General features: G+C 59.4%; 23 protein-coding genes and 1 pseudogene. 16 read left to right on the top strand and 8 right to left on the bottom strand.

The features are described from left to right. Window positions 1-63: 63 nt before the first annotated feature. The 4 genes from ACI512_RS01745 to ACI512_RS01730 all read right to left on the bottom strand — a co-directional run bounded on the left by ACI512_RS01745 (window position 64) and on the right by ACI512_RS01730 (window position 3,619). Window positions 64-510 carry an NfeD family protein gene (locus ACI512_RS01745; protein ID WP_015886433.1) on the bottom strand — a complete coding sequence of 149 codons (447 nt, stop codon included), beginning with the start codon at window positions 508-510 and terminating at the stop codon, window positions 64-66. Between the two features lie 10 nt (window positions 511-520). Beyond that, window positions 521-1,441: an SPFH domain-containing protein gene (locus tag ACI512_RS01740; protein ID WP_010207363.1), complete on the bottom strand. Its 921-nt coding sequence runs from the start codon at window positions 1,439-1,441 to the stop codon at window positions 521-523. Window positions 1,442-1,518: 77 nt separating this feature from the next. Further along, window positions 1,519-3,198 carry a GspE/PulE family protein gene (locus tag ACI512_RS01735; RefSeq protein WP_405121590.1) on the bottom strand — a complete coding sequence of 560 codons (1,680 nt, stop codon included), beginning with the start codon at window positions 3,196-3,198 and terminating at the stop codon, window positions 1,519-1,521. A gap of 82 nt (window positions 3,199-3,280) precedes the next feature. Next, a complete protein-coding gene (locus tag ACI512_RS01730) occupies window positions 3,281-3,619 on the bottom strand; it encodes a hypothetical protein (protein ID WP_231809228.1) in 339 nt (112 codons plus the stop codon). 127 nt (window positions 3,620-3,746) lie between these two features. Between ACI512_RS01730 and ACI512_RS01725 the strand changes: the two genes are divergently transcribed. After that, window positions 3,747-4,217, top strand: coding sequence for an Lrp/AsnC family transcriptional regulator (locus tag ACI512_RS01725; RefSeq protein ID WP_231809229.1), 471 nt, complete (start codon window positions 3,747-3,749; stop codon window positions 4,215-4,217). Window positions 4,218-4,302: 85 nt separating this feature from the next. Here ACI512_RS01725 and ACI512_RS01720 read toward each other — a convergent pair whose 3' ends face one another. Next, window positions 4,303-5,670, bottom strand: a complete 1,368-nt coding sequence (locus ACI512_RS01720; protein WP_236378222.1) for an inorganic triphosphatase — start codon at window positions 5,668-5,670, stop codon at window positions 4,303-4,305. 158 nt (window positions 5,671-5,828) lie between these two features. Here ACI512_RS01720 and argE point away from each other — a divergent pair, with 158 nt between their 5' ends. Further along, window positions 5,829-6,977: an acetylornithine deacetylase gene (gene argE, locus ACI512_RS01715; protein ID WP_046034906.1), complete on the top strand. Its 1,149-nt coding sequence runs from the start codon at window positions 5,829-5,831 to the stop codon at window positions 6,975-6,977. Between the two features lie 135 nt (window positions 6,978-7,112). Next, window positions 7,113-8,414, top strand: a complete 1,302-nt coding sequence (gene argA, locus ACI512_RS01710; protein WP_015886427.1) for an amino-acid N-acetyltransferase — start codon at window positions 7,113-7,115, stop codon at window positions 8,412-8,414. 167 nt (window positions 8,415-8,581) lie between these two features. Here the strand turns inward: argA and ACI512_RS01705 are convergent. Then, window positions 8,582-8,953: pseudogene (locus ACI512_RS01705) on the bottom strand (ABC transporter substrate-binding protein); the annotation flags it as partial. A gap of 370 nt (window positions 8,954-9,323) precedes the next feature. Here ACI512_RS01705 and ACI512_RS01700 point away from each other — a divergent pair. The 8 genes from ACI512_RS01700 to ACI512_RS01665 all read left to right on the top strand — a co-directional run bounded on the left by ACI512_RS01700 (window position 9,324) and on the right by ACI512_RS01665 (window position 16,615). Further along, window positions 9,324-10,694: an OprD family porin gene (locus ACI512_RS01700; RefSeq protein WP_102061179.1), complete on the top strand. Its 1,371-nt coding sequence runs from the start codon at window positions 9,324-9,326 to the stop codon at window positions 10,692-10,694. A gap of 292 nt (window positions 10,695-10,986) precedes the next feature. Next, a complete protein-coding gene (locus tag ACI512_RS01695; protein ID WP_015886425.1) occupies window positions 10,987-11,625 on the top strand; it encodes a peroxiredoxin in 639 nt (212 codons plus the stop codon). A 314-nt stretch (window positions 11,626-11,939) separates the two neighbouring features. Beyond that, complete coding sequence (gene ssuE, locus ACI512_RS01690; protein WP_015886424.1) at window positions 11,940-12,533, top strand: NADPH-dependent FMN reductase; 594 nt, start codon at window positions 11,940-11,942, stop codon at window positions 12,531-12,533. 94 nt (window positions 12,534-12,627) lie between these two features. Continuing rightward, the gene (locus ACI512_RS01685; RefSeq protein ID WP_236378225.1) at window positions 12,628-13,596 is read left to right on the top strand and encodes a sulfonate ABC transporter substrate-binding protein; all 969 of its coding nucleotides are present in this window, start codon (window positions 12,628-12,630) and stop codon (window positions 13,594-13,596) included. A gap of 25 nt (window positions 13,597-13,621) precedes the next feature. Next, the gene (gene ssuD, locus ACI512_RS01680; protein WP_015886422.1) at window positions 13,622-14,770 is read left to right on the top strand and encodes an FMNH2-dependent alkanesulfonate monooxygenase; all 1,149 of its coding nucleotides are present in this window, start codon (window positions 13,622-13,624) and stop codon (window positions 14,768-14,770) included. 9 nt (window positions 14,771-14,779) lie between these two features. Next, window positions 14,780-15,568: an aliphatic sulfonate ABC transporter permease SsuC gene (gene ssuC / locus ACI512_RS01675; protein WP_064054362.1), complete on the top strand. Its 789-nt coding sequence runs from the start codon at window positions 14,780-14,782 to the stop codon at window positions 15,566-15,568. Continuing rightward, window positions 15,565-16,371 carry an aliphatic sulfonates ABC transporter ATP-binding protein gene (gene ssuB / locus ACI512_RS01670; RefSeq protein WP_015886420.1) on the top strand — a complete coding sequence of 269 codons (807 nt, stop codon included), beginning with the start codon at window positions 15,565-15,567 and terminating at the stop codon, window positions 16,369-16,371. Before ssuC ends, ssuB begins: the two co-directional genes overlap by 4 nt. 28 nt (window positions 16,372-16,399) lie before the next feature. After that, on the top strand, window positions 16,400-16,615 hold the full coding sequence (locus ACI512_RS01665) for a molybdopterin-binding protein (RefSeq protein WP_003213899.1): 216 nt from the start codon (window positions 16,400-16,402) through the stop codon (window positions 16,613-16,615). 116 nt (window positions 16,616-16,731) lie between these two features. Here the strand turns inward: ACI512_RS01665 and ACI512_RS01660 are convergent, their stop codons facing one another. Together ACI512_RS01660 and ACI512_RS01655 are read right to left on the bottom strand one after the other, a co-directional pair. Next, the gene (locus ACI512_RS01660; protein WP_236378226.1) at window positions 16,732-17,361 is read right to left on the bottom strand and encodes a TetR/AcrR family transcriptional regulator; all 630 of its coding nucleotides are present in this window, start codon (window positions 17,359-17,361) and stop codon (window positions 16,732-16,734) included. 231 nt (window positions 17,362-17,592) lie between these two features. After that, window positions 17,593-18,969: a glutamine synthetase family protein gene (locus ACI512_RS01655; protein WP_003213894.1), complete on the bottom strand. Its 1,377-nt coding sequence runs from the start codon at window positions 18,967-18,969 to the stop codon at window positions 17,593-17,595. Window positions 18,970-19,247: 278 nt separating this feature from the next. Here ACI512_RS01655 and ACI512_RS01650 point away from each other — a divergent pair, with 278 nt between their 5' ends. The 5 genes from ACI512_RS01650 to ACI512_RS01630 all read left to right on the top strand — a co-directional run bounded on the left by ACI512_RS01650 (window position 19,248) and on the right by ACI512_RS01630 (window position 24,975). Then, a complete protein-coding gene (locus tag ACI512_RS01650; RefSeq protein ID WP_015886418.1) occupies window positions 19,248-19,487 on the top strand; it encodes a hypothetical protein in 240 nt (79 codons plus the stop codon). Between the two features lie 79 nt (window positions 19,488-19,566). Next, window positions 19,567-20,925: a glutamine synthetase family protein gene (locus ACI512_RS01645; RefSeq protein WP_015886417.1), complete on the top strand. Its 1,359-nt coding sequence runs from the start codon at window positions 19,567-19,569 to the stop codon at window positions 20,923-20,925. A gap of 59 nt (window positions 20,926-20,984) precedes the next feature. Beyond that, a complete protein-coding gene (locus ACI512_RS01640; protein ID WP_015886416.1) occupies window positions 20,985-22,349 on the top strand; it encodes an aspartate aminotransferase family protein in 1,365 nt (454 codons plus the stop codon). A 195-nt stretch (window positions 22,350-22,544) separates the two neighbouring features. Continuing rightward, window positions 22,545-23,639, top strand: a complete 1,095-nt coding sequence (locus ACI512_RS01635; protein WP_064054398.1) for a polyamine ABC transporter substrate-binding protein — start codon at window positions 22,545-22,547, stop codon at window positions 23,637-23,639. A gap of 241 nt (window positions 23,640-23,880) precedes the next feature. Continuing rightward, a complete protein-coding gene (locus ACI512_RS01630) occupies window positions 23,881-24,975 on the top strand; it encodes a polyamine ABC transporter substrate-binding protein (RefSeq protein WP_064054361.1) in 1,095 nt (364 codons plus the stop codon). Window positions 24,976-24,978: the final 3 nt, after the last annotated feature.

Here is a 24,978-nt window from a genome sequence, read left to right as displayed (position 1 = left end):
TGACTCCGGGTGGGTTATCTGTAGTTTATGATTGTAGTTAGGCCAATCGAGTTCCATCACTGACTAAACAGTTTCAACCTTTAACACCACGCCTTCCTGGCCAACCACCCGTACTTGAGCGCCTACGGGGCTGTCCGGGCCGGTCACCATCCACACGCCATCGCCGACCTTTACCTTGCCCCGGCCATCTACAATCGCCTGATGCACCACGAAGGTGCGGCCGATCAGCTCCGAGCCACGCTCGTTCAAGCCTGGCTGGTCACTGGCCTTGGCGCTGCTGCGTTGGCGCTTCCACCAATACACCGCCGTCAAAATCGACAAAACGGCAAACAGCAGGAGTTGCCATTCCAGCCCAAGAGGCGGCACCAGGAACTTGATCACGCCCACGGCAGCCGCTGCGATACCCATCCACAACAGGTAACCACCGGCCCCAAATACTTCAAGAATCAACAGCACGGTACCCAGTGCCAGCCAATCCCAGAACGACAGATGCTGCAGGAAATCCCACATGGCGATGGCCTCAGCCTTTCTTGTTGTCGAACGTCGCCTTGACGATCTCGCCGATACCGCCGACCGCGCCGATGACTTGGCTGGCTTCCAGCGGCATCAGGATGACCTTGCTGTTGTTGGCCGAAGCCAGCTTGCCCAGGGCATCGATGTATTTCTGCGCGACGAAGTAATTGACCGCCTGCACGTTGCCCGATGCGATCGCCTCGGACACGACCTGGGTGGCACGGGCTTCCGCTTCGGCCTGACGTTCTCGGGCCTCGGACTCAAGGAACGCCGCTTGGCGGCTACCTTCAGCCTCAAGGATCTGCGCCTGCTTCTTGCCTTCGGCAGTCAGGATCGCCGAGGCGCGCAGGCCTTCGGCTTCGAGGATTTGCGCACGCTTGATCCGCTCGGCTTTCATCTGGCCCGACATGGCGGCCATCAGGTCGGCCGGCGGGCTGATGTCCTTGATCTCGATACGGGTGATCTTGATGCCCCAAGGTGCCGTGGCTTCGTCCACGGTTTTCAGCAGTTTTTCGTTGATGCCGTCACGCTGGCTGAGCATGGCATCCAGCTCCATGGAGCCGAGCACGGTACGGATGTTGGTTTGCAGCAGGTTGCGGATGGCATGTTCGAGGTTGTTGACCTCGTAGGCGGCCTGGGCCGTGTTGACCACCTGGAAGAAGCACACGGCGTCGATCTGCACGGTGGCGTTGTCGGCGGTGATGACTTCCTGGGGCGGGATGTCCAGCACGCTTTCCATCACGTTGATCTTGCGGCCGATGCGGTCCATGACCGGGATGATGATGTTCAGGCCAGGCTTGAGGGTGTTGGTGTAGCGGCCGAAACGCTCGACCGTCCATTGGTAACCTTGGGGGACGACCTTGAAGCCCATGAACAGGATGGCGATGGCCAAGCCCACGAAAAGAAGCAGTACGGTTCCGATCTGCATAGCGATTCCCTATCTGATGGTGTCAGTGAAACGACGTTCGGCCGATTGTAACGGTGTTGTCACCGATAAGAACGGTTTCACCGCGTAACAAACAAAGGATTTGTTACCGAATCCCCAGGGGTCACCCGCAATACCTCCGTCAGGGTGGTCAGCCCTGCCTGGACCTTTTGCACGCCAGCCATGCGCAGGCTGCACATACCTTGTGCCACCGCCGCCTGACGCAGCGCCTGCACGTCGGCGCCGGGCGTGATCAGCGTCTTCAGTGCTTCGTTCAACACCATGATTTCGTATACGCCGGCGCGTCCCCGATAACCGCTGTTTCGACATTCAGCGCATCCCACGGCCTCATGCACGTCACCCCGCGCACGCTTGCAGTGGGGGCATAAAACCCGCACCAAGCGCTGCGCCATCACGCCCAGTAGCGTTGCTTTGATCAAATAATGAGCAACTCCCAGTTCCTGCAAGCGGCTGATGGCACTGGGTGCATCGTTGGTATGCAGGGTCGACAGCACCAAGTGTCCGGTCAACGCGGCTTGGATCGCCATTTCAGCGGTTTCCTGGTCGCGAATCTCGCCGATCATGATGATGTCCGGGTCCTGGCGCAGCAGGGCGCGGATGCCGCTGGCAAAGGTCAGGTCGATGTTGTGCTGCACCTGCATCTGGTTGAATGCCGGCTCGACCATCTCGACCGGGTCTTCCACGGTGCACAGGTTGACCTCCCGGGTCGCCAGTTGCCTGAGCGTCGTGTAGAGGGTGCTGGTCTTGCCCGAACCGGTAGGGCCGGTGACCAGGATGATGCCATTGGTCTGGCTGGTCATGGCGTGCCAGCGCTGTTGGTCATCAGCAGACAAGCCCAACTGGTCAAAGCCTTTGAGCAACACCTGCGGGTCGAAGATCCGCATCACCAGCTTCTCGCCAAACGCCGTGGGCAAGGTGGAAAGGCGCAGCTCCACTTCCGCGCCTGTCGGGCTTTTGGTCTTGACCCGGCCGTCCTGGGGCCGACGCTTTTCCGCCACGTTCATACGGCCCAGGCTTTTCAGGCGGCTGACCACCGCCATCGTGACCTGGGGCGGAAACTGATAGACGTCATGCAGCAGCCCGTCGATACGAAAGCGTACCCGGCCCTGTTCGCGGCACGGCTCGATGTGGATATCACTGGCACGCTGTGCGAAGGCGTACTGCAACAACCAGTCGACGATGTTGACGATATGCGCGTCATTGGCATCCGGCTCTTGCTCGCTGGCGCCGAGGTTGAGCAATTCGACATGGCCAGGCGCCGCGACCTTTTGGTCGGCACCGCTGACGGATTTGGCCAACCGGTAAAACTCGCCGATGCAGCGCGCGATGTCCTGCGGGTTGGCCACCACGCGTTTGATCGAACGCTTGAGCACCTGCGCCAGCCCGGCTTCCCAGCTGGTGATGTGGGGTTGGGCGCTGGCGACAGTGACGGTCTGCGCGTCCACCGCCACCGCGAGAATGGCATGACGTTGGGCGAACGCGTGAGACATCAGCGGCACTACGGCTGCCACATCGATCTTCAACGGGTCGATAAGCAGATAGGGTTGCCCGGCATGCTGGGCAAGCCATTCGGTCAGGGTTTCCAGGTTGGGGCCTTGGGCTGCGATGCTCTCCAGGGGATGCTGGCTGTTGCTGGCCGGCAGCGCCGACAAGCGCTGCGCCACTTCGGGTGTGATCAGGCGCCCGTCGACCAAAGCCGGCAACAGCTGATGCAGTTCCAATCGTTGATCAACAAGCATGAAGGTTTTCCTGGGGCAATGGGTGTAACCCCCAGGCTAGTCAGCCTCTGAATATCCACCTCCCAGCGTGTATTGCAGGTTTTTACTGCGCAACGGCCATCACCGCCTGAGGCCCCGCCGAATCAGCCGACCACACGTCCAGCGAGCACACGCTGATCAGGTTTCGAATCTTTTCACCGATCACCTGGGCGCGGTGCCAGCTCAAGCCATCCATCAGGATATCGATGGTCAGCAGGTCATCTTCCCTGTTCACCGTGACCTGTCGCGGCGTGAGGCATTGCAGGGCGAAATAGTTGAGTACCCGGCACAACACATCCGGTTCCGCCTCGGCGACGATGCGGTAATGCGCTTGGCAGTGGGCACTGTTGACGGCCCACGCATCGACGCGGGTTACAGGGTGGGTGGTTTCGATGGCGTGCATACTGGCTCTCCAGATTCGACTGGAGAAATTTTTACATTCGCTAGCGGAGATTTCTTATCTAAGATAAGCATTTTGTGCGATTAATCGAATCGTACAATTCAAGATAGGCACAATAAAAGGTATTTATATGCACAGCCATTTAGACGCCTACGACCGCCGTATCCTGGCCCTGTTGCAAGAAGACGCCTCGCTCTCCAGCGCGCAGATCGCCGAACAGGTCGGCCTGTCTCAATCGCCGTGCTGGCGACGGATCCAACGGCTCAAGGAAGAGGGTGTGATTCGCGGTCAAGTGACCTTGCTGGACCGCAAGAAGATCGGCCTCAACACGCAGATTTTCGCCGAGGTGAAACTCAACGCCCACGGTCGCTCCAACTTCACCGAGTTCACCGACGCGATTCGCGGGTTTCCGGAAGTGCTGGAGTGTTATGTGCTGATGGGGGCGGTGGATTTTCTGCTGCGTATCGTCACCTCGGACATCGAGGCCTATGAGCGGTTTTTCTTTGAAAAGCTGTCGATGGTGCCGGGGATTCAGGAGGTTAATTCGATTGTGGCGTTGTCGGAGATCAAATCCACGACCAGCCTGCCGGTCTTGCGCTGACCGGACCGGCCTCATCGGGAGCAAGCTCCCTCCCACATTTGGAATGCATTTCAAATGTGGGACGGGCTTGCTCCCGATGGCGATCTTACAGACGCAGCAACATCTTCCACGCACGGTTCTGGTACACCGCAATCGCCTGATGCATCCGCGCATCCAGCGACTCGTCGGTGATCGGCTGGTTGGCCAGTTGCACCAACTTGTTCAGCTCGCCGTACAGGCGGTCCAGTTCCGGAATATCCACCACCTGGCGCGCATGGTGCAGCCAGGCCTGGATGCGTTCGATGCGCGGCAGCTGCTCAGCCAGGTCTTCCGGCTGTTGCTGGTAGCGCGGCAGTTGCAGGGCGACGGCATCTTCGGCCAGCAGGCGTGGCAGCCAGTTGGTGATTTGCGCAGCGCCTTGGCGGTTGCCGCGTACGTTGCGGTCGGCGGTCCAGGTGCGGGCCAGCAGCCAGCGCGAAGCGTTCAGTGAGAACAGGCCCCAACGCACGTCGTCCAATTCTTCGATGAACTGTTCCGGTGCGGCTTTGCGAATGTCTTCGTCGTCATCACCGGCTTGCACCAGCGGGCGCCAGTCTTCCAGCAGGGCGTCGAGTGCGGCGCGCAGTTCGCTGGTGGATTGGCGCGGTGCCGCCTGACCGAGGCTACCGATCAGGGCGCGCAGTTCGCCGAGGTTGTCGACCCAGTCCTGCAGCAGGCGCCAGTGGCCATTAAAACGGTATTGCTCGGCCAGGCGCTGGCTGCTGCCAAGCAAGTGCCACATGATCGCGGCGAAGGCGTCGTCCAGCGGCATTTCGGCCTGCAGTTGCGGCGCCGGCAGGCTCAAGGAGTAGCTGCTGGCGTCGTACAGGCGATAGCCACGCTCGGCTTTGCTGATGTCGCATGGCATCAAGGCAAGGGTGGCGGCCAGTTCGGCGGCGAGTTCCAGCAGGGCAGCCGGTTCGCCTTCGCGCAGTTCCAGTTCCAGCTCACAGATTTCTTCTTTCTGCTTGCCGACCACCACATGGCCCAGGTCCAGGGCGGCTTCGATGACCACCTTGGCCTTGCCACGGCCCCAGGCGATTTCGGCGCGTTCACGCACGAAGTCGGTGGTGAAGATCGGCTTGAGGGTCTTTTTGTCCAGCTCGGCCAACTGCTCTGGCCAGCATTCGCCGTCGAGCTTCTTCATGTCGAGCTTGGCTTTGGGCAGTTCCCAGTTGTATTCGTTACGTTCCGACAGGCCGGCGACGCTCTGGCCACGGGTCTTGAGGGTCTGGATGATGTCGTCACCGTCCTTGCGCAGGCGCAGGGCGACTTTGGCCTGGGCCAGGTCGCGCTCGGGGGTGTCGAAGTATTGGTTCATCAACTCACGGCGTTCCCAGCCACTTTTGTTGCGTTTTTTCAGTAGCGGGTGCTCACGCAGCGCGGCGAGTGTTTCGCGGCTGACGCGGAGCTTGATTTCGGTTTCTTTCTGCATGGCCGGAAAATCCAGGATCGGGAGCGCAGCCGGGGAAAAGTGTGGCTGCCAAGGTCGTGCAGTGTACAGGACTGAGCCCGGCAACGTGCCGCAACGGTTTATTGTGTTGTGCAGATGCCTCTATAGTGAGGTTCATCCGGGAAGTTGAGAGACCGCGCATGCCGTTACCGTCCATGAAAGAGCAGTTCGCCGCACTGGTTGCCGCGCCTTCGGTCAGTTGCACCCAAGCGTCTCTCGACCAGACCAACCGCCCGGTGATCGATTTGCTTGCCAGCTGGCTGGGAGACCTGGGCTTCGCCATCGACATCCAACACGTCAGCCCCGGCAAGTTCAACCTGCTCGCCAGTTTTGGCAGCGGCCCCGGCGGCTTGGTGCTGGCGGGGCATAGCGACACCGTCCCTTATGACGCCGCGTTGTGGAAAACTGATCCGCTCAAACTGACGGAAGTCGACGGTCGCTGGGTAGGATTGGGCAGTTGCGACATGAAGGGCTTTTTCGCGCTGGCCATCGAAGCGGTATTGCCGCTGCTGGACCAACCGTTCAAGCAGCCACTGCTGATCCTCGCGACCTGCGATGAAGAAAGCTCGATGTCCGGCGCGCGCGCACTGGCCGAGGCGGGTCGCCCCCTGGGCCGTGCGGCCGTGATCGGCGAGCCCACCGGCCTCAAGCCGATCCGCCTGCACAAAGGCGTGATGATGGAGCGCATCGACATTCTTGGGCAAAGCGGCCACTCGTCGGACCCGCGCCTGGGTCACAGTGCCCTGGAAGCCATGCACGACGCCATTGGCGAACTGCGTGGTTTGCGCCTGGCCTGGCAGCGTGAGTACCGCAACCCGCAATTCAGTGTGCCCCAGCCGACCATGAACTTCGGTTGCATCCACGGCGGTGACAACCCCAACCGCATCTGCGGCCAATGCTCCCTGGAATTCGACCTGCGACCTTTGCCGGGCATGGATCCCGAAGTGCTGCGCGCGGCCATCCGGCAGAAGCTTGAACCCTTGGCCGAGCGCCATCAGGTCAAGATCGACTATGCGCCGCTGTTCCCCGAAGTGCCGCCTTTTGAGCAAGTCGAAGACGCCGAGCTGGTGCGGGTCGCGGAACGATTGACCGGTCATCGTGCCGAAGCAGTAGCGTTCGGCACCGAAGCGCCTTATCTTCAGCGCCTTGGTTGTGAAACCCTGGTGCTCGGCCCCGGCGACATCGCCTGCGCCCACCAGCCGGGCGAGTACCTCGAAATGTCACGCTTGACGCCTACAGTGCGTCTATTGCGGGAACTGATCGAACATTACTGCCTGAAACCTGCATAAATTAACCCCTGCCTATTCGTACATAGAAGGAGAGTGAGCGTGTCGCCAAGCCTGTTCCGACGATAACCATCAGCCCGCTGTGCGTTTTCACGACTCATCCTTTTTCGGCTGCTATTTATTACAGGCCCAGGTTCCATGCCCGAATACGTCAATTGGCTTCGTCACGCTTCGCCCTACATCAACGCTCACCGGGACTGCACCTTTGTGGTCATGCTGCCCGGCGATGGTGTGGAACATCCCAACTTCGGCAATATCGTCCACGACCTGGTGCTGCTCCACAGCCTCGGCGTGCGACTGGTGCTGGTGCACGGTTCGCGCCCACAGATTGAGGTGCGCCTTGAAGCGCGTGGCCTGACTCCGACTTACCACGAAGGCATGCGCATCACCGATGCCGCGACACTGGAGTGTGTGATCGACGCCGTCGGCCACTTGCGTATCGCCATCGAAGCACGCCTGTCGATGGACATGGCCTCGTCGCCGATGCAGGGCTCGCGCCTGCGCGTGACCAGCGGCAATTTCGTAACCGCACGTCCTATCGGCGTACTGGAAGGCGTGGACTACCACCACACCGGCGAAGTGCGTCGTGTCGACCGCAAGGGCATCAACCGCCTGCTGGACGAACGCTCCATCGTGCTGCTGTCGCCGCTGGGGTATTCACCGACCGGTGAGATCTTCAACCTGGCCTGCGAAGACGTCGCTACCCGCGCCGCCATCGACCTGGGCGCCGACAAGCTGCTGCTGTTTGGTGCCGACCTGGGCTTGATCGATGAAAACGGTCGCCTGGTGCGCGAGTTGCGCCCGCAACAAGTGCCGGCTCACCTGCAACGCCTGGGCAGCAGCAACTACCAGGCCGAGTTGCTGGATGCGGCCGCCGAGGCCTGTCGGGGCGGCGTAGGACGCAGCCATATCGTCAGCTACGCCGAAGACGGGGCCTTGCTCACCGAACTGTTCACACGGGACGGCGGCGGTACGCTGGTGGCCCAGGAGCAGTTCGAACTGGTGCGTGAAGCGGCGATTGAAGATGTCGGCGGCTTGCTCGACCTGATCAGCCCGCTGGAAGAGCAGGGCATTCTGGTGCGCCGTTCGCGCGAAGTGCTTGAGCGTGAGATCGAGCAGTTCAGCGTGGTGGAGCGCGAAGGCATGATCATCGCCTGTGCGGCGTTGTATCAGATCGCCGATTCGGACGCGGGTGAGCTGGCCTGCCTGGCGGTGAACCCGGAATACCGCCACGGCGCACGGGGTGATGTGTTGCTGGAGCGTATCCAGACCCGTGCGCGGGCGCAGGGGTTGAAGACCTTGTTCGTGCTTACCACGCGTACCGCGCACTGGTTCCGTGAGCGCGGCTTTGTGCCGAGCAGTGTGGACCGTCTGCCGTCGGCGCGGGCGTCGCTGTACAACTATCAGCGTAACTCGAAGATTTTCGAGAAGGCGCTCTAAACCCGATTTCGGGAACGACACAGGTGTAAAAATGTGGGAACGGCCTTGCTCGCTCCCACATTGGATCTGAGGTGTCTGGGCGTCCGGCAATCGGACGCTGGCCAGCAGTTCGGAAATGTCCGTAGTGTTTTAGTCTGTCAGTTTCGAGATTTATTGCGCTGTCACCCGAATACAGCGTCGATTTCGCTACGTTTCCACTCAGCGGCAATTTCTGCCGCGTTCAGGTTCAACACATTCACTTTCCGAGCGTGCAGGCCCCAAGGCTTCAGCGTGCCGGGCTGGCTTTTATGAGAGGTTGAGAGGATCGGTGTGGCGATGGTTCTTCCGATCAGGTCCTGGGCTGCGACATTGTGGCTGCCGTTATGCACCGCCCATGCTTCAGAAGTATTGATCTGGGCCGATACTAACGATGCAACGAGGGGTAGATTTCGTGAAGCCGCTGAGGTAAGCGATCGCAAATGGGCGGCTTTGACATCAAAAGAAAGAATTAGTGACACAAAAACTGTAACAAATTGACGGGAGGATATGCGTTTGGCCATGATGGCGTCGCGTTTTTGATCGTAGGTGACGTATGCAACCGTATGGCCACGCTATTCGATCTAAAAAGGCGTTAAGAAATACCTTTTAGGCATTAGCTAATGGAGCGGTTGGTCTACCCTGACCTGTCCGCGTCACGAAATGGCTTATTCCCAAATCGTATGAAAAAGAATGAAACAATTCTTTTTGGGTGTATGAAAAACTCATTACCCTGCAGGGACCAAATCAACTGCGGTTAGACGAAGGTAGTAGACACACAAGGTTACGATTGACTTGTCAGTCACTATGCGGTGCTAATCGCGCATCTGTGGATCGAGGGCGTTAGACCCGAGACCTAAGAAATACAAAAATTAGAAATGAGAGGAGCGGTACATGAAGAAGTCCACCTTGGCTTTGGCTGTAGCTTTGGGCGCAATCGCCCAGCAAGCAGGCGCTGCCGGTTTCATCGAAGACAGTAAGGCAACACTGGGGCTGCGTAACTTTTACATCAACACGGACAACCGTGATGGGCACCCGAACGCGACGTCCAACACCCGCAGCAAAAACGCTGAGTGGGGCCAAGGCTTCGACCTGCGTTTTATCTCGGGTTACACCCAAGGTACCGTTCAGTTCGGTGTTGATGCGATCGGCCTGTACGGTGTGCGTCTGGATTCGAGCAAGTCTGATCACGGTAACTTCACCGGCACCGCTTCCGGCGGCACCGTGTTCCCAAGCGACGGCAACAAGGCTGTTAATGATTACGCCAGCCTGGGCGTGACCGGTAAGGTCAAGATCTCCCAAACCGAACTGAAGCTGGGCACTCTGCAGCCTAAACTGCCAGTTATCGTGACTAACGATGGTCGTCTGCTGCCTCAAACCTTCCAAGGTGGCCAGATCACCACCAACGACATCAAGGATTTGACCCTGGTTGCCGGCCAGGTGGAGAAGGCCAAGGGCCGTAACTCCAGCAACAACGAAAACTTGTCGATTGCTGGCGCCAACGGTAGCTCCAACTACAACGCAGGCAAGTTCACCAACAAGTTCTACTACGCCGGTGGCGATTACAAGCTCACCAAAGACCTGACTGCCCAGTACTACTACGGCAATCTGGAAGACTTCTACAAGCAGCACTTCCTGGGTCTGACCCATAACTGGGCAATCGGTCCGGGCGTATTGAAGTCTGACCTGCGTTATTTCAACAGCTCTGACGATGGGAAGAACGGCGACACTGCTGCCTACTTCACCAGCGGTAACTACAACAACTTCAACGCAGGTAAGGGCAAGGTCGACAACAACCTGTACAGCGGCCTGTTCCTGTACACCGTTGCGGGGCACACCTTCGGTGGTGGTTATCAAGTCAGCAATGGCAGCAGCGATTTCCCTTGGTTGAACCAGGGTGACGGTTCGTCGGCTTACATCACTACCGACATGCAGATCCAGAAGTTCGCCCGCGCTGGCGAGCGCACCTGGCAAGCACGTTACGCTTACGATTTCGCCAAGGTTGGCGTACCTGGCCTGACGGCCGGTGTTGTCTACCTCAAGGGTAGCGACATTGACACAATCGCCAACAATGCGGGTCGTGCTGAAACCACCGGTCAATCCGAGTGGGAACGCGACATCACCGTTGCTTACGTAATCCCAGAAGGCCCACTGAAAAACCTCGGTGTCGCCTGGAAAAACGCAATGTGGCGCACCGACCTGGCGAACACCCGTTCCCAGGACGAAAACCGCCTGATCGTCAGCTACTCGCTGCCACTGTTCTAGTAGCGTGAAGCTGTTGTAAGCCTGTAAAACCTTGCCCGGCGCAACGCCGGGCAAGGTGTCTTACTTTTCAAGTCGGGCTCAACCCCCGCAAGCCCTTCCTGAACCCCTCTGTGTACAGCGTCTCAAGGCCTTCTCAAACCTTGAAATGGATGTTGCTCCTCGCGCGTACGCCCGTCCAATGAACAGATTTTTAATATTCCTTTATCGTCTAGATAAATCGATATTTATTCTTTTTAAATAATCCACAATCCATGCACAGTGGGCTCCATAAGCACTCACTAGGAGCCACACCATGAGCCTAAGACTGGGCGATATCGCCCCCGACTTCGAACAGGATTCCAGCGCCGGCAAGATTCGTTTCCACGAATGGCTGGGCGATAGCTGGGGTGTGTTGTTTTCCCACCCAGCGGACTTCACGCCGGTGTGCACCACCGAACTGGGTTTCACCGCCAAACTCAAGGATGAATTCGCCCAGCGTGGCGTCAAGGCCATCGCCCTGTCGGTGGACCCGGTGGACTCGCACCACAAGTGGATCGAAGACATCAACGAAACCCAGAACACTGTCGTCAACTTCCCGATCCTGGCCGACGCCGATCGCAAAGTGTCCGACCTGTATGACCTGATCCACCCCAACGCCAGTGACACGCTCACCGTGCGTTCCTTGTTCGTGATCGACCCGAACAAGAAGATCCGCCTGACCATCACCTACCCGGCCAGCACCGGGCGCAACTTCCACGAAATCCTGCGGGTGATTGACTCGTTGCAACTCACCGACAACCACAAGGTCGCCACGCCCGCCAATTGGCAGGACGGTGATGAGGTGGTGATCGTGCCGTCGCTCAAGGATGAAGAGGAAATCAAGAAGCGCTTTCCGAAGGGTTATCGCGCAGTGAAGCCGTACCTGCGACTCACCCCGCAACCCAATCGTTAACGCGGATATAGGCATCGGGGAAAAGCCCCCCTCCCACCGTTGACCGCATTTCCCTGTGGGAGGGGGCTTGCCCCCGATGGCGTCAGTACATGCACCGCAGAATTTGAGTTGTACCGAAACACATAGCAGGGGTTTTCAGGCCGTTTCGACGGCCTTTTTTTTCGCCTGGCGTTTAACCGTCCATATATGCATTTAAAGAATAAACAAATGAAAAAATAAGATTTAAAGATATATAAATCTGCTGATAAGGTCTGTTCCATCTTGGCGCCATCGCCACACAGCGAACCGCCGGCACTTGCTCAAGGAATTCCTGCATGTTGGTCGTAACACTTGGAGGCAGTCCCAGCCAGCGTTCCCGCTCCGGGGTGTTGCTGGATAAAACCCGTCAGTGGTTGCAAGACAAAGGCGTAGAAGTCGTGAGTTACCAGATACGGGACTTCCCGGCTGAGGACTTGCTGCATGCGCGCTTCGACAGCCCAAAGGTCATCGACCTGCTGCAACAAGTGGCTAACGCGGACGGTCTGGTGATCGCCACGCCGGTGTACAAGGCCTCGTTCTCCGGCGCGCTGAAGACGGTGCTGGACCTGCTGCCCGAGCGCGCCCTGGCCCACAAGATCGTGTTGCCGATGGCGACTGGCGGCAGCATCGCGCACATGTTGGCGGTGGATTACGCGCTGAAGCCGGTGTTGTCGGCGCTGAAAGCCCAGGAATTGCTTCACGGTATTTTTGCCGAAGACAGCCAGATCGCCTATGGCGAAGGCAGCGCCCAGGCGCAGCTGGTGCCGGTGCTTGAACACCGTTTGCACGAGGCCCTGGAAACGCTCTACGGCGCGATGGCCCGTCGCCCGAAACCGCTGGACCCCCATGTGTTGAATGAACGTTTGTTGAGTGCTCGCTGGAGCATCTGAGCCTTACCGGATTTTGTAGTACTCACCTTACTCAGCCGCTAACGGCCAAGCAGGTGCAGCCAACCCCCTCATCGCATTATTTGGAGAGAGCGCCATGCGCACTGTCATCTTGCGTCGCGGTCTGGTCGCACTGTTTGCTGCGGCTGTGTCCTTCGGCGCCATTGTTCAAGCTCAAGCCGCCGAGACCCTGCGTATCGGTTATCAGAAGTACGGCACGCTGGTGCTGCTCAAAGCCAAGGGTTCCCTGGAGAAACGCCTCGCGGCCCAGGGCGTCAATGTTCAATGGACCGAGTTTCCGGGCGGCCCGCAACTGCTTGAAGGCCTGAACGTCGGCTCCATCGACTTCGGCGTGACCGGCGAAACCCCACCGGTATTCGCCCAGGCCGCCGGTGCCGACTTGCTCTACGTGGCCTACGAGCCGCCAGCGCCGACCAGCGAAGCGATCCTGGTGCCGAAAGATTCGCCGATCAAATCCGTGGCCGAACTCAAGGGCAAGAAAGTCGTGCTCAACAAAGGCTCCAACGTGCACTACCTGTTGGTACGTGCCCTGGAAGATGCCGGCCTGAAATACACCGACGTGCAGACCGTGTTCCTGCCGCCCGCCGATGCCCGTGCCGCCTTCGAGCGTGGCAGCGTGGACGCCTGGGTGATCTGGGACCCGTACCAGGCGGCCGCCGAGAAACAACTGCAGGCCCGCACCCTGCGTGACGGTACCGGCATCGCCGACAACCATCAGTTCTATCTGGCCACCAAGCCATACGCTGAAAAACACCCTGAGGTGCTCAAGGCTCTGATCGAAGAAGTGCGCGCCGTGGGCGAGTGGTCCAAGGCCAACCCACAGGAAGTGACTGAACAAGTGGCGCCGCTGCTCGGCCTGCCAGCAGACATCACCCTGACCTCGGTGAAGCGCCAAGGCTACGGCGCACTGTTCCTGACCCCGGAAGTGGTGGCGGCCCAGCAGAAAATCGCCGACAGCTTCTACCAACTCAAATTGATCCCCAAGCCCTTGAGCATCAAGGACGTGATCTGGGCGCCACCCGCCGCCGTGGCTAAAGCGCCGTAATCCGACTTCTTCAGGAGACAACTCCATGAGCCTCAATATTTTCTGGTTCCTGCCTACCCACGGCGACGGCCATTACCTTGGCACCGCCGAAGGCGCTCGCGCCGTTGACCACGGTTACCTGCAGCAAGTGGCCCAGGCCGCTGATCGCCTGGGTTTCGGCGGGGTGCTGATCCCGACCGGGCGTTCGTGCGAAGACTCGTGGCTGGTGGCCGCTTCGCTGATCCCGGTGACCCAGCGTTTGAAATTCCTCGTCGCGCTGCGCCCTGGGATCATTTCCCCGACGGTGGCGGCGCGTCAGGCCGCGACCCTCGACCGCCTGTCCGGCGGCCGTGCGTTGTTCAACCTGGTCACCGGTGGTGATCCGGAAGAATTGGCCGGCGACGGTCTGTTCCTCAGCCACGAAGAGCGTTACCAGGCCTCGGTGGAATTCACCCGTATCTGGCGCCGTGTGCTGGAAGGTGAAACCGTGGATTACGACGGCGAACACATCAGCGTCAAAGGCGCTAAGTTGCTTTACCCGCCGATCCAGCAACCGCGTCCGCCGCTGTACTTCGGCGGTTCCTCCGAAGCGGCCCAGGACCTGGCAGCCGAACAGGTGGAAATGGTCCTGACCTGGGGTGAGCCACCGGCCGCTGTCGCGGAAAAAATCGCACAGGTGCGGGCCAAGGCCGCGAAGCTGGGGCGCACGGTGCGCTTTGGTATTCGCCTGCATGTGATCGTGCGCGAAACCAACGATGAAGCGTGGAAAGCCGCCGACAAACTGATCTCCCACCTGGACGACGACACCATCGCCCGTGCCCAGGCCTCCCTGGCGCGCTTCGATTCCGTTGGCCAGCAGCGCATGGCGGCCTTGCATGGCGGCAATCGCGACAACCTCGAGGTCAGCCCTAACCTGTGGGCCGGCGTCGGCCTGGTGCGCGGCGGTGCGGGCACCGCGCTGGTAGGCGATGGCCCAACCGTCGCGGCACGCGTGAAGGAATACGCAGCACTGGGCATCGACACCTTTATCTTCTCCGGTTATCCACACCTGGAAGAGTCGTATCGGGTGGCTGAGCTGTTGTTCCCCCACCTGGATATCGAACGTCCCGAGCTGCCGAAAAGCGCCGGGTACGTGAGCCCGTTCGGCGAAATGGTCGCCAACGACATCCTTCCTAAAGCTGCGTCACAGAGCTGAGGTGGCGCCATGAATTTTGAAAAGTTAAGCCACCGCGTCGCACCCTGGGTGCTGCCGGTGTTGTTGCTGGCGGTGTGGCAGTTGTCGGTGTCGGCGGGTTGGTTGTCGACGCGTATTCTGCCGGCGCCCAGCGCCGTGATTGCAGCCGGCGTCCACCTGGTGGCCAGCGGCGAAATCTGGACCCACCTGGCCATCAGCGGCTGGCGCGCGGGCCTGGGTTTTGTGATCGGCGGCAGCATCGGCCTGGCCCTGGGTTTTATCACCGGCCTGTCGACGTGGGGCGAACGCCTGCTGGACAGCTCGGTGCAGATGATCCGCAACGTGCCACACCTGGCGTTGATTCCGCTGGTGATCCTGTGGTTTGGCATCGACGAGACGGCGAAGATTTTCCTGGTCGCGCTCGGCACGCTGTTCCCGATCTACCTCAACACGTACCACGGCATTCGCAACGTCGACCCGGCACTGGTGGAAATGTCGCGCAGCTACGGCTTGTCCGGGTTCAGCCTGTTCCGCCAGGTGATCCTGCCGGGCGCGCTGCCGTCGATCCTGGTGGGCGTGCGGTTTGCCCTGGGCTTTATGTGGTTGACGCTGATTGTGGCGGAAACCATTTCCGCCAGCTCCGGCATCGGTTACCTGGCGATGAATGCGCGTGAATTCCTGCAAACCGACGTGGTGGTGTTGGCCATCGTCATGTACGCCATCCTCGGCAAGCTCGCCGATCTGGCCGCTCGCGGTCTGGAGCGGGTGTGGCTGCGCTGGCACCCGGCGTATCAAGTGAATAAAGGAGGTGCGGCATGACAGCTCAACAACCCCCGCGCCTGCTCAAGGGCATCCCCCTGGCGGTACGCAAGTTGCGCAAGGCCTTTGGCGCGCGCGAAGTGCTCAAGGACATCGACCTGCACATTCCTGCCGGCCAATTCGTGGCGGTGGTCGGTCGCAGTGGCTGCGGCAAAAGTACCTTGCTGCGCCTGCTGGCCGGCCTGGACAAAGCCAGCGGCGGCGAGCTGCTGGCCGGTTCTGCACCGCTAAGCGAAGCCATTGAAGACACGCGGCTGATGTTCCAGGAAGCGCGCCTGCTGCCGTGGAAAAAGATCATCGACAACGTCGGCCTGGGCCTTAAAGGCAACTGGCGCCCCAAAGCGTTGGAAGCCCTTGAAGCGGTCGGCCTGGCCGAACGTGCCAATGAATGGCCGGCGGCGCTGTCCGGCGGGCAGAAGCAACGCGTGGCCCTGGCCCGTGCGCTGATCCACCAACCGCGCTTGCTGCTGCTCGATGAACCGCTGGGCGCGCTGGATGCCCTGACCCGCATCGAGATGCAGCAACTGATCGAAAACCTCTGGCAGAAGCACGGTTTCACCGTGTTGCTGGTGACCCACGACGTCAGCGAGGCCGTGGCCATTGCCGACCGGGTGATCCTGATCGAAGACGGCGAAATCGGCCTCGACCTGATCGTCGACCTGCCGCGCCCACGTGCCCGGGGCTCACATCGCCTGGCCGCGCTGGAAGCCGAAGTGCTCAACCGTGTGTTGTCGTTACCCGGCACGCCGCCGGAACCCGAACCTGTTTCACCGCTGCCTACGCAATTGCGTTGGGCTCAATAACTCACTTGTCCCATGAAGGAAGAACAACATGACTATTAAAGCCATCAACGTGCGTAACCAGTTCAAAGGCACCATCAAGGAAATCGTCGAAGGCGACGTGCTGTCGGAAATCGACGTACAGACCGCGTCCGGCATCGTCACTTCCGTGATCACCACCCGCTCGGTCAAAGAGCTGGAGTTGGTGATTGGCAGCGAAGTGATCGCCTTCGTGAAGTCCACCGAGGTGTCGATTGCCAAGTTGTGATCGCGCCTGAGGCCGCCATCGGGGGCAAGCCCCCTCCCACATTTTGACCTGTGAATACATTCAAAAGGTGGGAGGGGGCTTGCCCCCGATGAGGCCCTCCCAGCCCACCCAAAAGCTCAACGCTTGGGCAAATACGCCGGTAAATAGAGCCCGACGTAAGCATCAAACACCCGCATCCCTTCCTCCGCCATGCGTGGCGTGATCAGCCCATGCTGATGCACCGAGCGCGCATACACGCGATCGCTCAGTTCCAGCGCCAGGGCAAACACGTCGACATCGCTGGGCAGTGTCGGCACTTCGAAGTGGCGATTGAACACGTCCAGCATCAAGTTCCCCAATTCCAGATCATGCTGGCGATCCGCCTGGGTCACCTCGGTCAGCCCGTGCTGGGCCAGGATCAACTGGCGTGCAGCGGCGTCCTCGTCGTAGATCGCGAGCATGCGTTGCTCGACGATGTAGGACAGATCACGCCAGTGCTTGAGTGAGTCGTGCTCGATGGGCGCCAGAATAGCCGCCCGGAATGCTGCGTGCACATCTGCTGTCAGCGCTTCCAGCAACGCGGGCACGCTGGCGAAAAAGTGATACACCGACGACGGCGGGATCTGCGCCCGTTCGGCCACGCTGTAGATCGACAAACCGGCCACGCCTTCGGCGGCCAGCAACGTGCGGGCGGCGTCGAGAATCGCGTCGATCCGGGCCTGGCTACGGGCGCGGGGTTTGCGAGGGGTGGCGGGGCGGGTGGTCATGGAAGTCTCCTACAAGGCAGCGGGCATTGTATGAGCAGGAAGGTTTGTTGTCTGCCAAACCGCCATCGGGAGCAAGCCCCCTCCCACATTCGACCGAGTTCCAACATTAGAATGCAGTCAACTGTGGGAGGGGGCTTGCTCCCGATGAGGCCAACTCGGTCTTCAGTAAGAGACCCATAAAAAAACGCCACAGGCCCAAGGCCCGCGGCGTTTTTTCAATGTCGCAACCGCTTACACGGTATGCAGGTACCAGTTGTACTCAAGGTCGGAGATGGAATGTTCGAACTCTTCCAGCTCACTTTCCTTACAGGCAACGAAGATATCGATGTATTTAGGATCGATGTACTTGGCCATCACCTCGCTGTCGTCCAACTCACGCAATGCATCGCGCAGGTTGTTCGGCAGGCTTTGTTCGTTCTGCTCGTAGCTGTTGCCTTCCACCGGTGCGCCAGGCTCGATCTTGTTGGTCAGGCCGTGGTGCACGCCTGCCAAAACCGAAGCCATCAGCAGGTAAGGGTTGGCGTCGGCGCCCGCCACGCGGTGTTCGATACGCACGGCATCGGACGAGCCGGTCGGTACGCGAATCGCCACGGTGCGGTTATCCAGGCCCCAGCACGGCGAGTTCGGCACGTAGAACTGTGCGCCGAAACGGCGATAGGAGTTTACGTTGGGGCACAGGAACGCCATTTGAGCGGGTAGGGTCTCGAGCACACCGCCGATCGCGTGACGCAATGCGGCGTTCTGCTCGGGATCCTCGCTGGCAAAGATGTTCTTGCCGTCTTTGTCCAGGATCGAAATGTGTACGTGCAAACCGTTGCCTGCCTGGCCTGGGTAAGGCTTGGCCATGAAGGTGGTGTCCATCTCATGGTCGTAGGCGATGTTCTTGATCAGACGCTTGAGCAGGACCGCGTAGTCGCACGCCTTGATCGGGTCGGCCACGTGGTGCAGGTTCACTTCGAACTGCGCCGGGGCACTTTCCTTGACGATGGCGTCGGCCGGGATGCCTTGCTCTTTGGCACCTTCCAGGATGTCCTGGAGGCAGTCGACGTATTCGTCGAGGTCGTCGATCAGGTAGACCTGTGTCGAGTGCGGGCGTTTGCCGGAGATCGGCGAGCGGGGCGGTTGTGGGCGGCCGTTCACGTTCTCCTGGTCGATCAGGTAGAACTCGAGTTCGAAAGCGGCGCAGATGGTCAGGCCAAGGTCGTCAAATTTGCTTACAACTTGGCGGAGCACTTCGCGCGGATCGGCGAAGAAAGGTTCACCTTCAAGTTCGTGCATGGTCATCAGCAGTTGCGCGGTAGGGCGCTTTTGCCAGGGTTCATTGCACAGGGTGTCGGGGATTGGATAACAGATTCGGTCAGCATCACCGATGTCCAGGCCCAGGCCGGTGCTTTCCACCGTAGAGCCGTTGATATCCAGGGCAAATAAAGAGGCAGGCAGGTTAATGCCCTTCTCGTAAACCTTGTGGAGGCTGGTGCGTTCGATGCGCTTGCCGCGCACCACACCATTCATATCCGCAATTAGAAGGTCTACGTACAGAACCTCAGGATGATCCTTAAGGAACGCGTTCGCTTCGTTAAGCTGAACGGCACGCGGGGGTACCGACATGATGCAACACCTTTGTTGTTAAAAATATCAATCATTGATCTTTTCTGGTTTCAGTCAACCCGAACGGCATGCCGAAGTCAAGCGAGGCCTTTTTTGCCCTAAAAAAGCGCTGCGAAGGCTTTTTTGGGGCTTTTTGGGGCGGTTTTTTGGGTTTGACGGGCTTGGGACTCGCAGGCTTGAGCGGGCCGTGTTGTATTTTTTACGGGGGTGTTGTGTAAAAAAATGAACAAGGCTAAGCTCGATTCAAACCCATAACAGCAATAATACCGGGGTGCTTCATGTCTCGCCTGCCGCCACTCGGCGTCTTGGCCTGCTTCAGCCAGGCTGTGTCATCCGTCCATTCCTCCCGCGTGATTGCTCGCGCCCCGGCCAATATTCTTGACGCCCGGTCCGACCTCTTTTTTGCCTCCTCGTTTGCCACCGAACGGCTCGCTTCCGCTGTGCTGCTCAAAATTGCACACAACTTTGGCGTGAGGAATGCAACGCTGCAGCAAATGGCAGGTAAGCTCCTACCCTGAATGAAAAAACGACGCGGATGCTGCGTCAACCAACGCCTGGCCTTTAATGGATGCCAGGAAACCCAGCCCAGAGGCATTTATGAGTAACAACCTCGACCAGCTCACCGATTGGTTGAAAGACCACAAGATCACAGAAGTCGAATGCATGATTGGCGACCTCACCGGCATCACCCGGGGCAAGATCTCGCCGACCAACAAGTTCATCGCCGAAAAAGGCATGCGCCTGCCCGAGAGCGTTCTGTTGCAGACCGTGACCGGCGACTATGTCGAAGACGACATTTATTACGAATTGCTCGACCCGGCCGACATCGACATGATCTGCCGCCCCGACCAGAACGCGGTGTTCCTGGTGCCTTGGGCCATCGAGCCGACTGCCCAGGTGATCCACGATACCTACGACAAGCAAGGCAACCCGATCGAGCTGTCGCCGCGCAACGTACTCAAGAAAGTCCTCAAGCTCTATGCCGACAAAGGCTGGCAGCCCATCGTGGCGCCGGAGATGGAGTTCTACCTGACCAAACGCTGCGAAGACCCGGACTTCCCGTTGCAACCGCCGATTGGCCGTTCCGGGCGCCCCGAGACCGGTCGCCAATCCTTCTCTATAGAAGCCGCCAACGAATTCGACCCGCTGTTCGAAGACGTCTACGACTGGTGCGAACTGCAGGAACTGGACCTCGACACGCTGATCCACGAAGACGGCACGGCGCAGATGGAAATCAACTTCCGTCATGGCGATGCCCTGTCGCTGGCCGACCAGATCCTGGTGTTCAAGCGCACCATGCGTGAAGCCGCGCTCAAGCACAATGTAGCCGCGACCTTTATGGCCAAGCCGATGACCGGCGAGCCCGGCAGCGCGATGCACCTGCACCAGAGCATCATCGACATCGCTACCGGCAAGAACGTCTTCTCCAATGAAGACGGGTCCATGAGCGAGCTGTTCCTCAACCACATTGGCGGCCTGCAGAAATTCATCCCTGAATTGCTGCCGCTGTTTGCGCCTAACGTGAACTCGTTCCGCCGCTTCCTGCCGGATACCTCGGCGCCGGTGAACGTGGAGTGGGGCGAAGAGAACCGCACCGTGGGCCTGCGCGTACCGGATGCCGGCCCGCAGAACCGGCGGGTGGAAAACCGCCTGCCGGGCGCCGACGCCAACCCGTACCTGGCGATTGCCGCCAGCCTGCTGTGTGGCTACATCGGCATGGTCGAAGGCCATAACCCCAGCGCGCCAGTGGTAGGCCGTGGTTACGAGCGACGCAACCTGCGCCTGCCGTTGACCATCGAAGACGCCCTGGAACGCATGGAAAACAGCAAGACCATCGAAAAATACCTGGGTCAGAAATTCATCACAGGCTACGTCGCGGTCAAGCGGGCCGAGCATGAAAACTTCAAGCGCGTCATCAGTTCGTGGGAGCGGGAATTCCTGCTCTTCGCCGTCTGATGCGCCGGGCGCGCCCTTGAAAGCGGCGCGCCCTTTACTGAAAAGTCTAGGAGATCGGTATGTCCAGCAACAATCCGCAAACCCGTGAATGGCAAGCCTTGAGCAGTGATCACCACCTGGCGCCGTTCAGCGACTTCAAGCAATTGAAAGAGAAAGGCCCACGGATCATCACCAAAGCCCACGGCGTTTACCTGTGGGACAGCGAAGGCAACAAGATCCTCGACGGCATGGCCGGCCTGTGGTGCGTGGCGATCGGTTACGGTCGCGATGAACTGGCTGACGCCGCCGCCAAGCAGATGAAAGAACTGCCGTACTACAACCTGTTCTTCCAGACCGCTCACCCACCGGTACTGGAGTTGGCCAAGGCCATTTCCGATATCGCACCGGCCGGCATGAACCACGTGTTCTTCACCGGTTCCGGCTCCGAAGGCAACGACACCATGTTGCGCATGGTCCGCCACTATTGGGCGATCAAGGGCCAGCCGAACAAGAAAACCATCATCAGCCGCAAGAATGGCTACCACGGCTCCACCGTGGCCGGCGCCAGCCTGGGCGGCATGACCTATATGCATGAGCAGGGCGACTTGCCGATCCCGGGCATTACCCACATCGCGCAGCCGTACTGGTTTGGCGAAGGCGGCGACATGAGCCCCGAAGAATTCGGCGTGTGGGCTGCCAACCAGTTGGAAGAGAAAATCCTGGAACTGGGCGTGGACAACGTCGGTGCCTTTATTGCCGAGCCGATCCAGGGCGCCGGTGGTGTGATCGTGCCGCCCGCCACCTACTGGCCGCGCATCAAGGAAATCCTCGCCAAGTACGACATCCTGTTTGTCGCCGATGAGGTGATCTGCGGTTTCGGCCGGACCGGTGAGTGGTTCGGTAGCGATTTCTACGACCTCAAGCCCCACATGATGACCATCGCCAAGGGCCTGACCTCGGGTTACATCCCCATGGGCGGCTTGATCGTGCGCGACGACGTGGTGGCCGTGCTCAACGAAGGTGGCGATTTCAACCACGGCTTCACCTACTCCGGCCACCCGGTGGCGGCGGCAGTGGCCCTGGAAAACATCCGCATCATGCGCGATGAAAAAATCGTTAACCGCGTTCACGACGAAACGGCACCGTATTTGCAGAAACGTCTACGGGAGCTGGCGGATCACCCGTTGGTGGGTGAAGTGCGCGGTGTGGGCATGCTCGGTGCGATTGAGCTGGTGCAGGACAAGGCAACGCGCAAGCGTTACGAAGGCAAGGGCGCAGGCATGATCTGCCGAACCTTCTGCTTCGAGAATGGCCTGATCATGCGCGCCGTGGGCGACACCATGATCATTTCGCCGCCGCTGGTGATCAGCCAGGCCGAAATTGACGAGCTGGTGACCAAGGCTCGGCATTGCCTGGACCTGACTTTGGCGGCATTGCAGGGCTAAGTGCTAGGCTCAGTGCGCAGCGGCTTTCGGGCGCTGTGTGCCGAGCAGTTATAGATGAGGCTTTGGTTGAAAGCCGGCCTCAGAACTTGCCAGACTGTCGCCCTGTTTTGTTGCCCTTTAGACGGGCCGCAAAACCTTGTAAGAACGTGGCCCAAAAAAGAAAAATTGGAGCATCACCAAATGAAGGCATTAGGTTTGAAGAACGCTGGCAAGACCCTCCTCGCCTTGTCCCTGATGGGCGCAATGGCGGGCGCGGCCCAGGCAGACGATAAAGTGCTGCACGTCTACAACTGGTCCGACTACATCGCGCCGGATACCATCGCCAACTTTGAAAAAGAGTCCGGCATCAAAGTGGTGTACGACGTGTTCGACAGCAACGAGACCCTGGAAGCCAAGTTGCTGGCAGGCAAGTCCGGTTACGACATCGTCGTACCGTCGAACAACTTCCTCGCCAAGCAGATCAAGGCGGGCGTCTACCAGGAGCTGGACAAGACCAAACTGTCCAACTACGACAACCTGAACACATCCTTGCTGAAAGCCGTGTCGGTCAGCGACCCGGACAACAAGCACGCTTTCCCTTACATGTGGGGCTCGATCGGCATCGGCTACAACCCGGAGAAGGTCAAGGCTGCGCTGGGCGTGGACAAGATCGATTCCTGGGACGTGCTGCTCAAGCCTGAGAACATCGCCAAGCTGAAAAGCTGCGGTGTGAGCTTCCTCGACTCGCCAACCGAAATGCTGCCGATCGCGCTGCATTACCTGGGCCTGCCGACCGACAGCCAGAAGAAAGACGACCTCAAGCAAGCCGAAGCGCTGTTCCTGAAGATCCGTCCTTCGATCGGCTACTTCCACTCGTCCAAGTACATTTCCGACCTGGCCAACGGCAACATCTGCGTCGCCGTGGGTTATTCGGGTGACATCCAGCAGGCCAAGTCCCGCGCGGCTGAAGCCGGTGGCAAAGTGAAAGTGGCCTACGACATTCCGAAAGAAGGCGCCGGTAGCTTCTTCGACATGGTCGCCATCCCTAAAGATGCCGAAAACGTCGACGCCGCCTACAAATTCATGAACTACCTGTTGAAGCCGGAAGTAATGGCTTCGATCACCAACAGCGTACGTTTCCCGAACGGTAACGCGAAAGCCACCGCACTGGTCGACAAAGACATCACCAGCGACCCGGGCATCTACCCGCCAGCAGACGTGCAAGCCAAGCTCTATGCCATTGCTGACCTGCCAGCCGCAACCCAGCGTGAAATGACGCGCAGCTGGACCAAGATCAAGTCCGGTAAATAAGCCCTGAACCTTGTGGGAGGGGGAAATGTGGTGAGCGGGCTTGCCCCGCGCTGGGCTGCGAAGCAGCCCCATCGATCTGCGGTGAACCCGGCGGTGGACAAGCCGCCTCACCACAGCAAGCTCCCTCCCACACATTAAATGCCAGAAAGTTTTGCCGGATCGGTTTATCGAGGGTAAGTTGCGCGCCGGTTTTGTTGCCGGGCAACAACTTTAAGGCCCAACTATTTAAGAGGACCTCCACGTGCCAATTTCTTTATTTCGCAAAGCCTTGCTGGTGGGTGCAGGTATCACGCTGGCTGTCAGCGTGCAGGCCGCACCGACTGTGCATATTTATAACTGGTCGGACTACATCGGCACCGACACCCTGGCCAACTTCGAAAAAGCCAGCGGCATCAAGCCCGTGTATGACGTGTTTGACTCCAACGAAACCCTGGAAGGCAAGCTGCTGGCCGGGCGTACCGGCTACGACGTGGTGGTGCCGTCCAACCACTTCCTCGGCAAGCAGATCAAGGCCGGGGCGTTCCAGAAGCTCGACAAGTCGCTGCTGACACATTACGCCAACCTCGATCCGGCGTTGCTCAAGCGCCTGGAAAAGAACGATCCGGGCAACCAGTACGCAGTGCCGTACCTGTGGGGCACCAATGGCATCGGCTACAACGTCGACAAGGTGAAAGAAGTGCTGGGCGTCGACCATATCGACTCCTGGGCCGTGCTGTTCGAGCCGGAAAACATGAAGAAGCTTGCGACGTGCGGCGTGTCGTTCATGGACTCGGCGGATGAAATGCTGCCGGCAGTGCTCAACTACATGGGCCTTGATCCCAACAGCACCAACCCTGATGACTACAAGAAGGCTGAAGCCAAGCTGCTGAAAGTGCGTCCTTACGTGACCTACTTCCATTCGTCCAAATACATCTCCGACTTGGCCAACGGCAACATCTGCGTGGCGGCCGGTTTCTCCGGCGATGTGTTCCAGGCCAAGGCCCGCGCGGCCGAGGCGGGCAAAGGCGTGAACATCGCCTACGCCATTCCGAAAGAAGGCGGCAACCTGTGGTTCGACGTGCTGGCCATCCCCAAGGATGCGACCAACGTCAAAGAGGCCCACGCCTTCATCAACTATTTGCTGCAACCTGAGGTGATCGCCCAGGTCAGTGATTACGTCGGTTACGCCAACCCTAACCCTGGGTCGGACAAACTGATGGAGCAATCGATACGCACCGACGAAGCGGTTTACCCACCGCAGGCGGTACTCGACCGGACATTCGTCAACTTCGAGCTACCCCCGAAAGTGCAACGTTTGATGACCCGTAGCTGGACCAAGGTCAAGACGGGCAAGTAAGGC

Origin of the sequence: Pseudomonas petroselini (assembly GCF_045037875.1) — a bacterium.
GTDB lineage: Bacteria > Pseudomonadota > Gammaproteobacteria > Pseudomonadales > Pseudomonadaceae > Aquipseudomonas > Aquipseudomonas petroselini.
This window is presented reverse-complemented; position numbering and strand designations above follow the sequence as displayed.

Coding starts and splice junctions, on each gene's coding strand:
- ACI512_RS01685 (WP_236378225.1), top strand. CDS start 12,628: ATGCGCACTGTCATCTTGCGTCGCGGTCTGGTCGCACTGTTTGCTGCG.
- ACI512_RS01725 (WP_231809229.1), top strand. CDS start 3,747: ATGCACAGCCATTTAGACGCCTACGACCGCCGTATCCTGGCCCTGTTG.
- ssuD (WP_015886422.1), top strand. CDS start 13,622: ATGAGCCTCAATATTTTCTGGTTCCTGCCTACCCACGGCGACGGCCAT.
- ACI512_RS01665 (WP_003213899.1), top strand. CDS start 16,400: ATGACTATTAAAGCCATCAACGTGCGTAACCAGTTCAAAGGCACCATC.
- ACI512_RS01735 (WP_405121590.1), bottom strand. CDS start 3,198: ATGCTTGTTGATCAACGATTGGAACTGCATCAGCTGTTGCCGGCTTTG.
- ssuC (WP_064054362.1), top strand. CDS start 14,780: ATGAATTTTGAAAAGTTAAGCCACCGCGTCGCACCCTGGGTGCTGCCG.
- ACI512_RS01745 (WP_015886433.1), bottom strand. CDS start 510: ATGTGGGATTTCCTGCAGCATCTGTCGTTCTGGGATTGGCTGGCACTG.
- argA (WP_015886427.1), top strand. CDS start 7,113: ATGCCCGAATACGTCAATTGGCTTCGTCACGCTTCGCCCTACATCAAC.
- ACI512_RS01700 (WP_102061179.1), top strand. CDS start 9,324: ATGAAGAAGTCCACCTTGGCTTTGGCTGTAGCTTTGGGCGCAATCGCC.
- ACI512_RS01660 (WP_236378226.1), bottom strand. CDS start 17,361: ATGACCACCCGCCCCGCCACCCCTCGCAAACCCCGCGCCCGTAGCCAG.
- ACI512_RS01740 (WP_010207363.1), bottom strand. CDS start 1,441: ATGCAGATCGGAACCGTACTGCTTCTTTTCGTGGGCTTGGCCATCGCC.
- ACI512_RS01645 (WP_015886417.1), top strand. CDS start 19,567: ATGAGTAACAACCTCGACCAGCTCACCGATTGGTTGAAAGACCACAAG.
- ssuE (WP_015886424.1), top strand. CDS start 11,940: ATGTTGGTCGTAACACTTGGAGGCAGTCCCAGCCAGCGTTCCCGCTCC.
- ACI512_RS01730 (WP_231809228.1), bottom strand. CDS start 3,619: ATGCACGCCATCGAAACCACCCACCCTGTAACCCGCGTCGATGCGTGG.
- ACI512_RS01695 (WP_015886425.1), top strand. CDS start 10,987: ATGAGCCTAAGACTGGGCGATATCGCCCCCGACTTCGAACAGGATTCC.
- ssuB (WP_015886420.1), top strand. CDS start 15,565: ATGACAGCTCAACAACCCCCGCGCCTGCTCAAGGGCATCCCCCTGGCG.
- ACI512_RS01655 (WP_003213894.1), bottom strand. CDS start 18,969: ATGTCGGTACCCCCGCGTGCCGTTCAGCTTAACGAAGCGAACGCGTTC.
- argE (WP_046034906.1), top strand. CDS start 5,829: ATGCCGTTACCGTCCATGAAAGAGCAGTTCGCCGCACTGGTTGCCGCG.
- ACI512_RS01650 (WP_015886418.1), top strand. CDS start 19,248: ATGTCTCGCCTGCCGCCACTCGGCGTCTTGGCCTGCTTCAGCCAGGCT.
- ACI512_RS01720 (WP_236378222.1), bottom strand. CDS start 5,670: ATGCAGAAAGAAACCGAAATCAAGCTCCGCGTCAGCCGCGAAACACTC.
- ACI512_RS01640 (WP_015886416.1), top strand. CDS start 20,985: ATGTCCAGCAACAATCCGCAAACCCGTGAATGGCAAGCCTTGAGCAGT.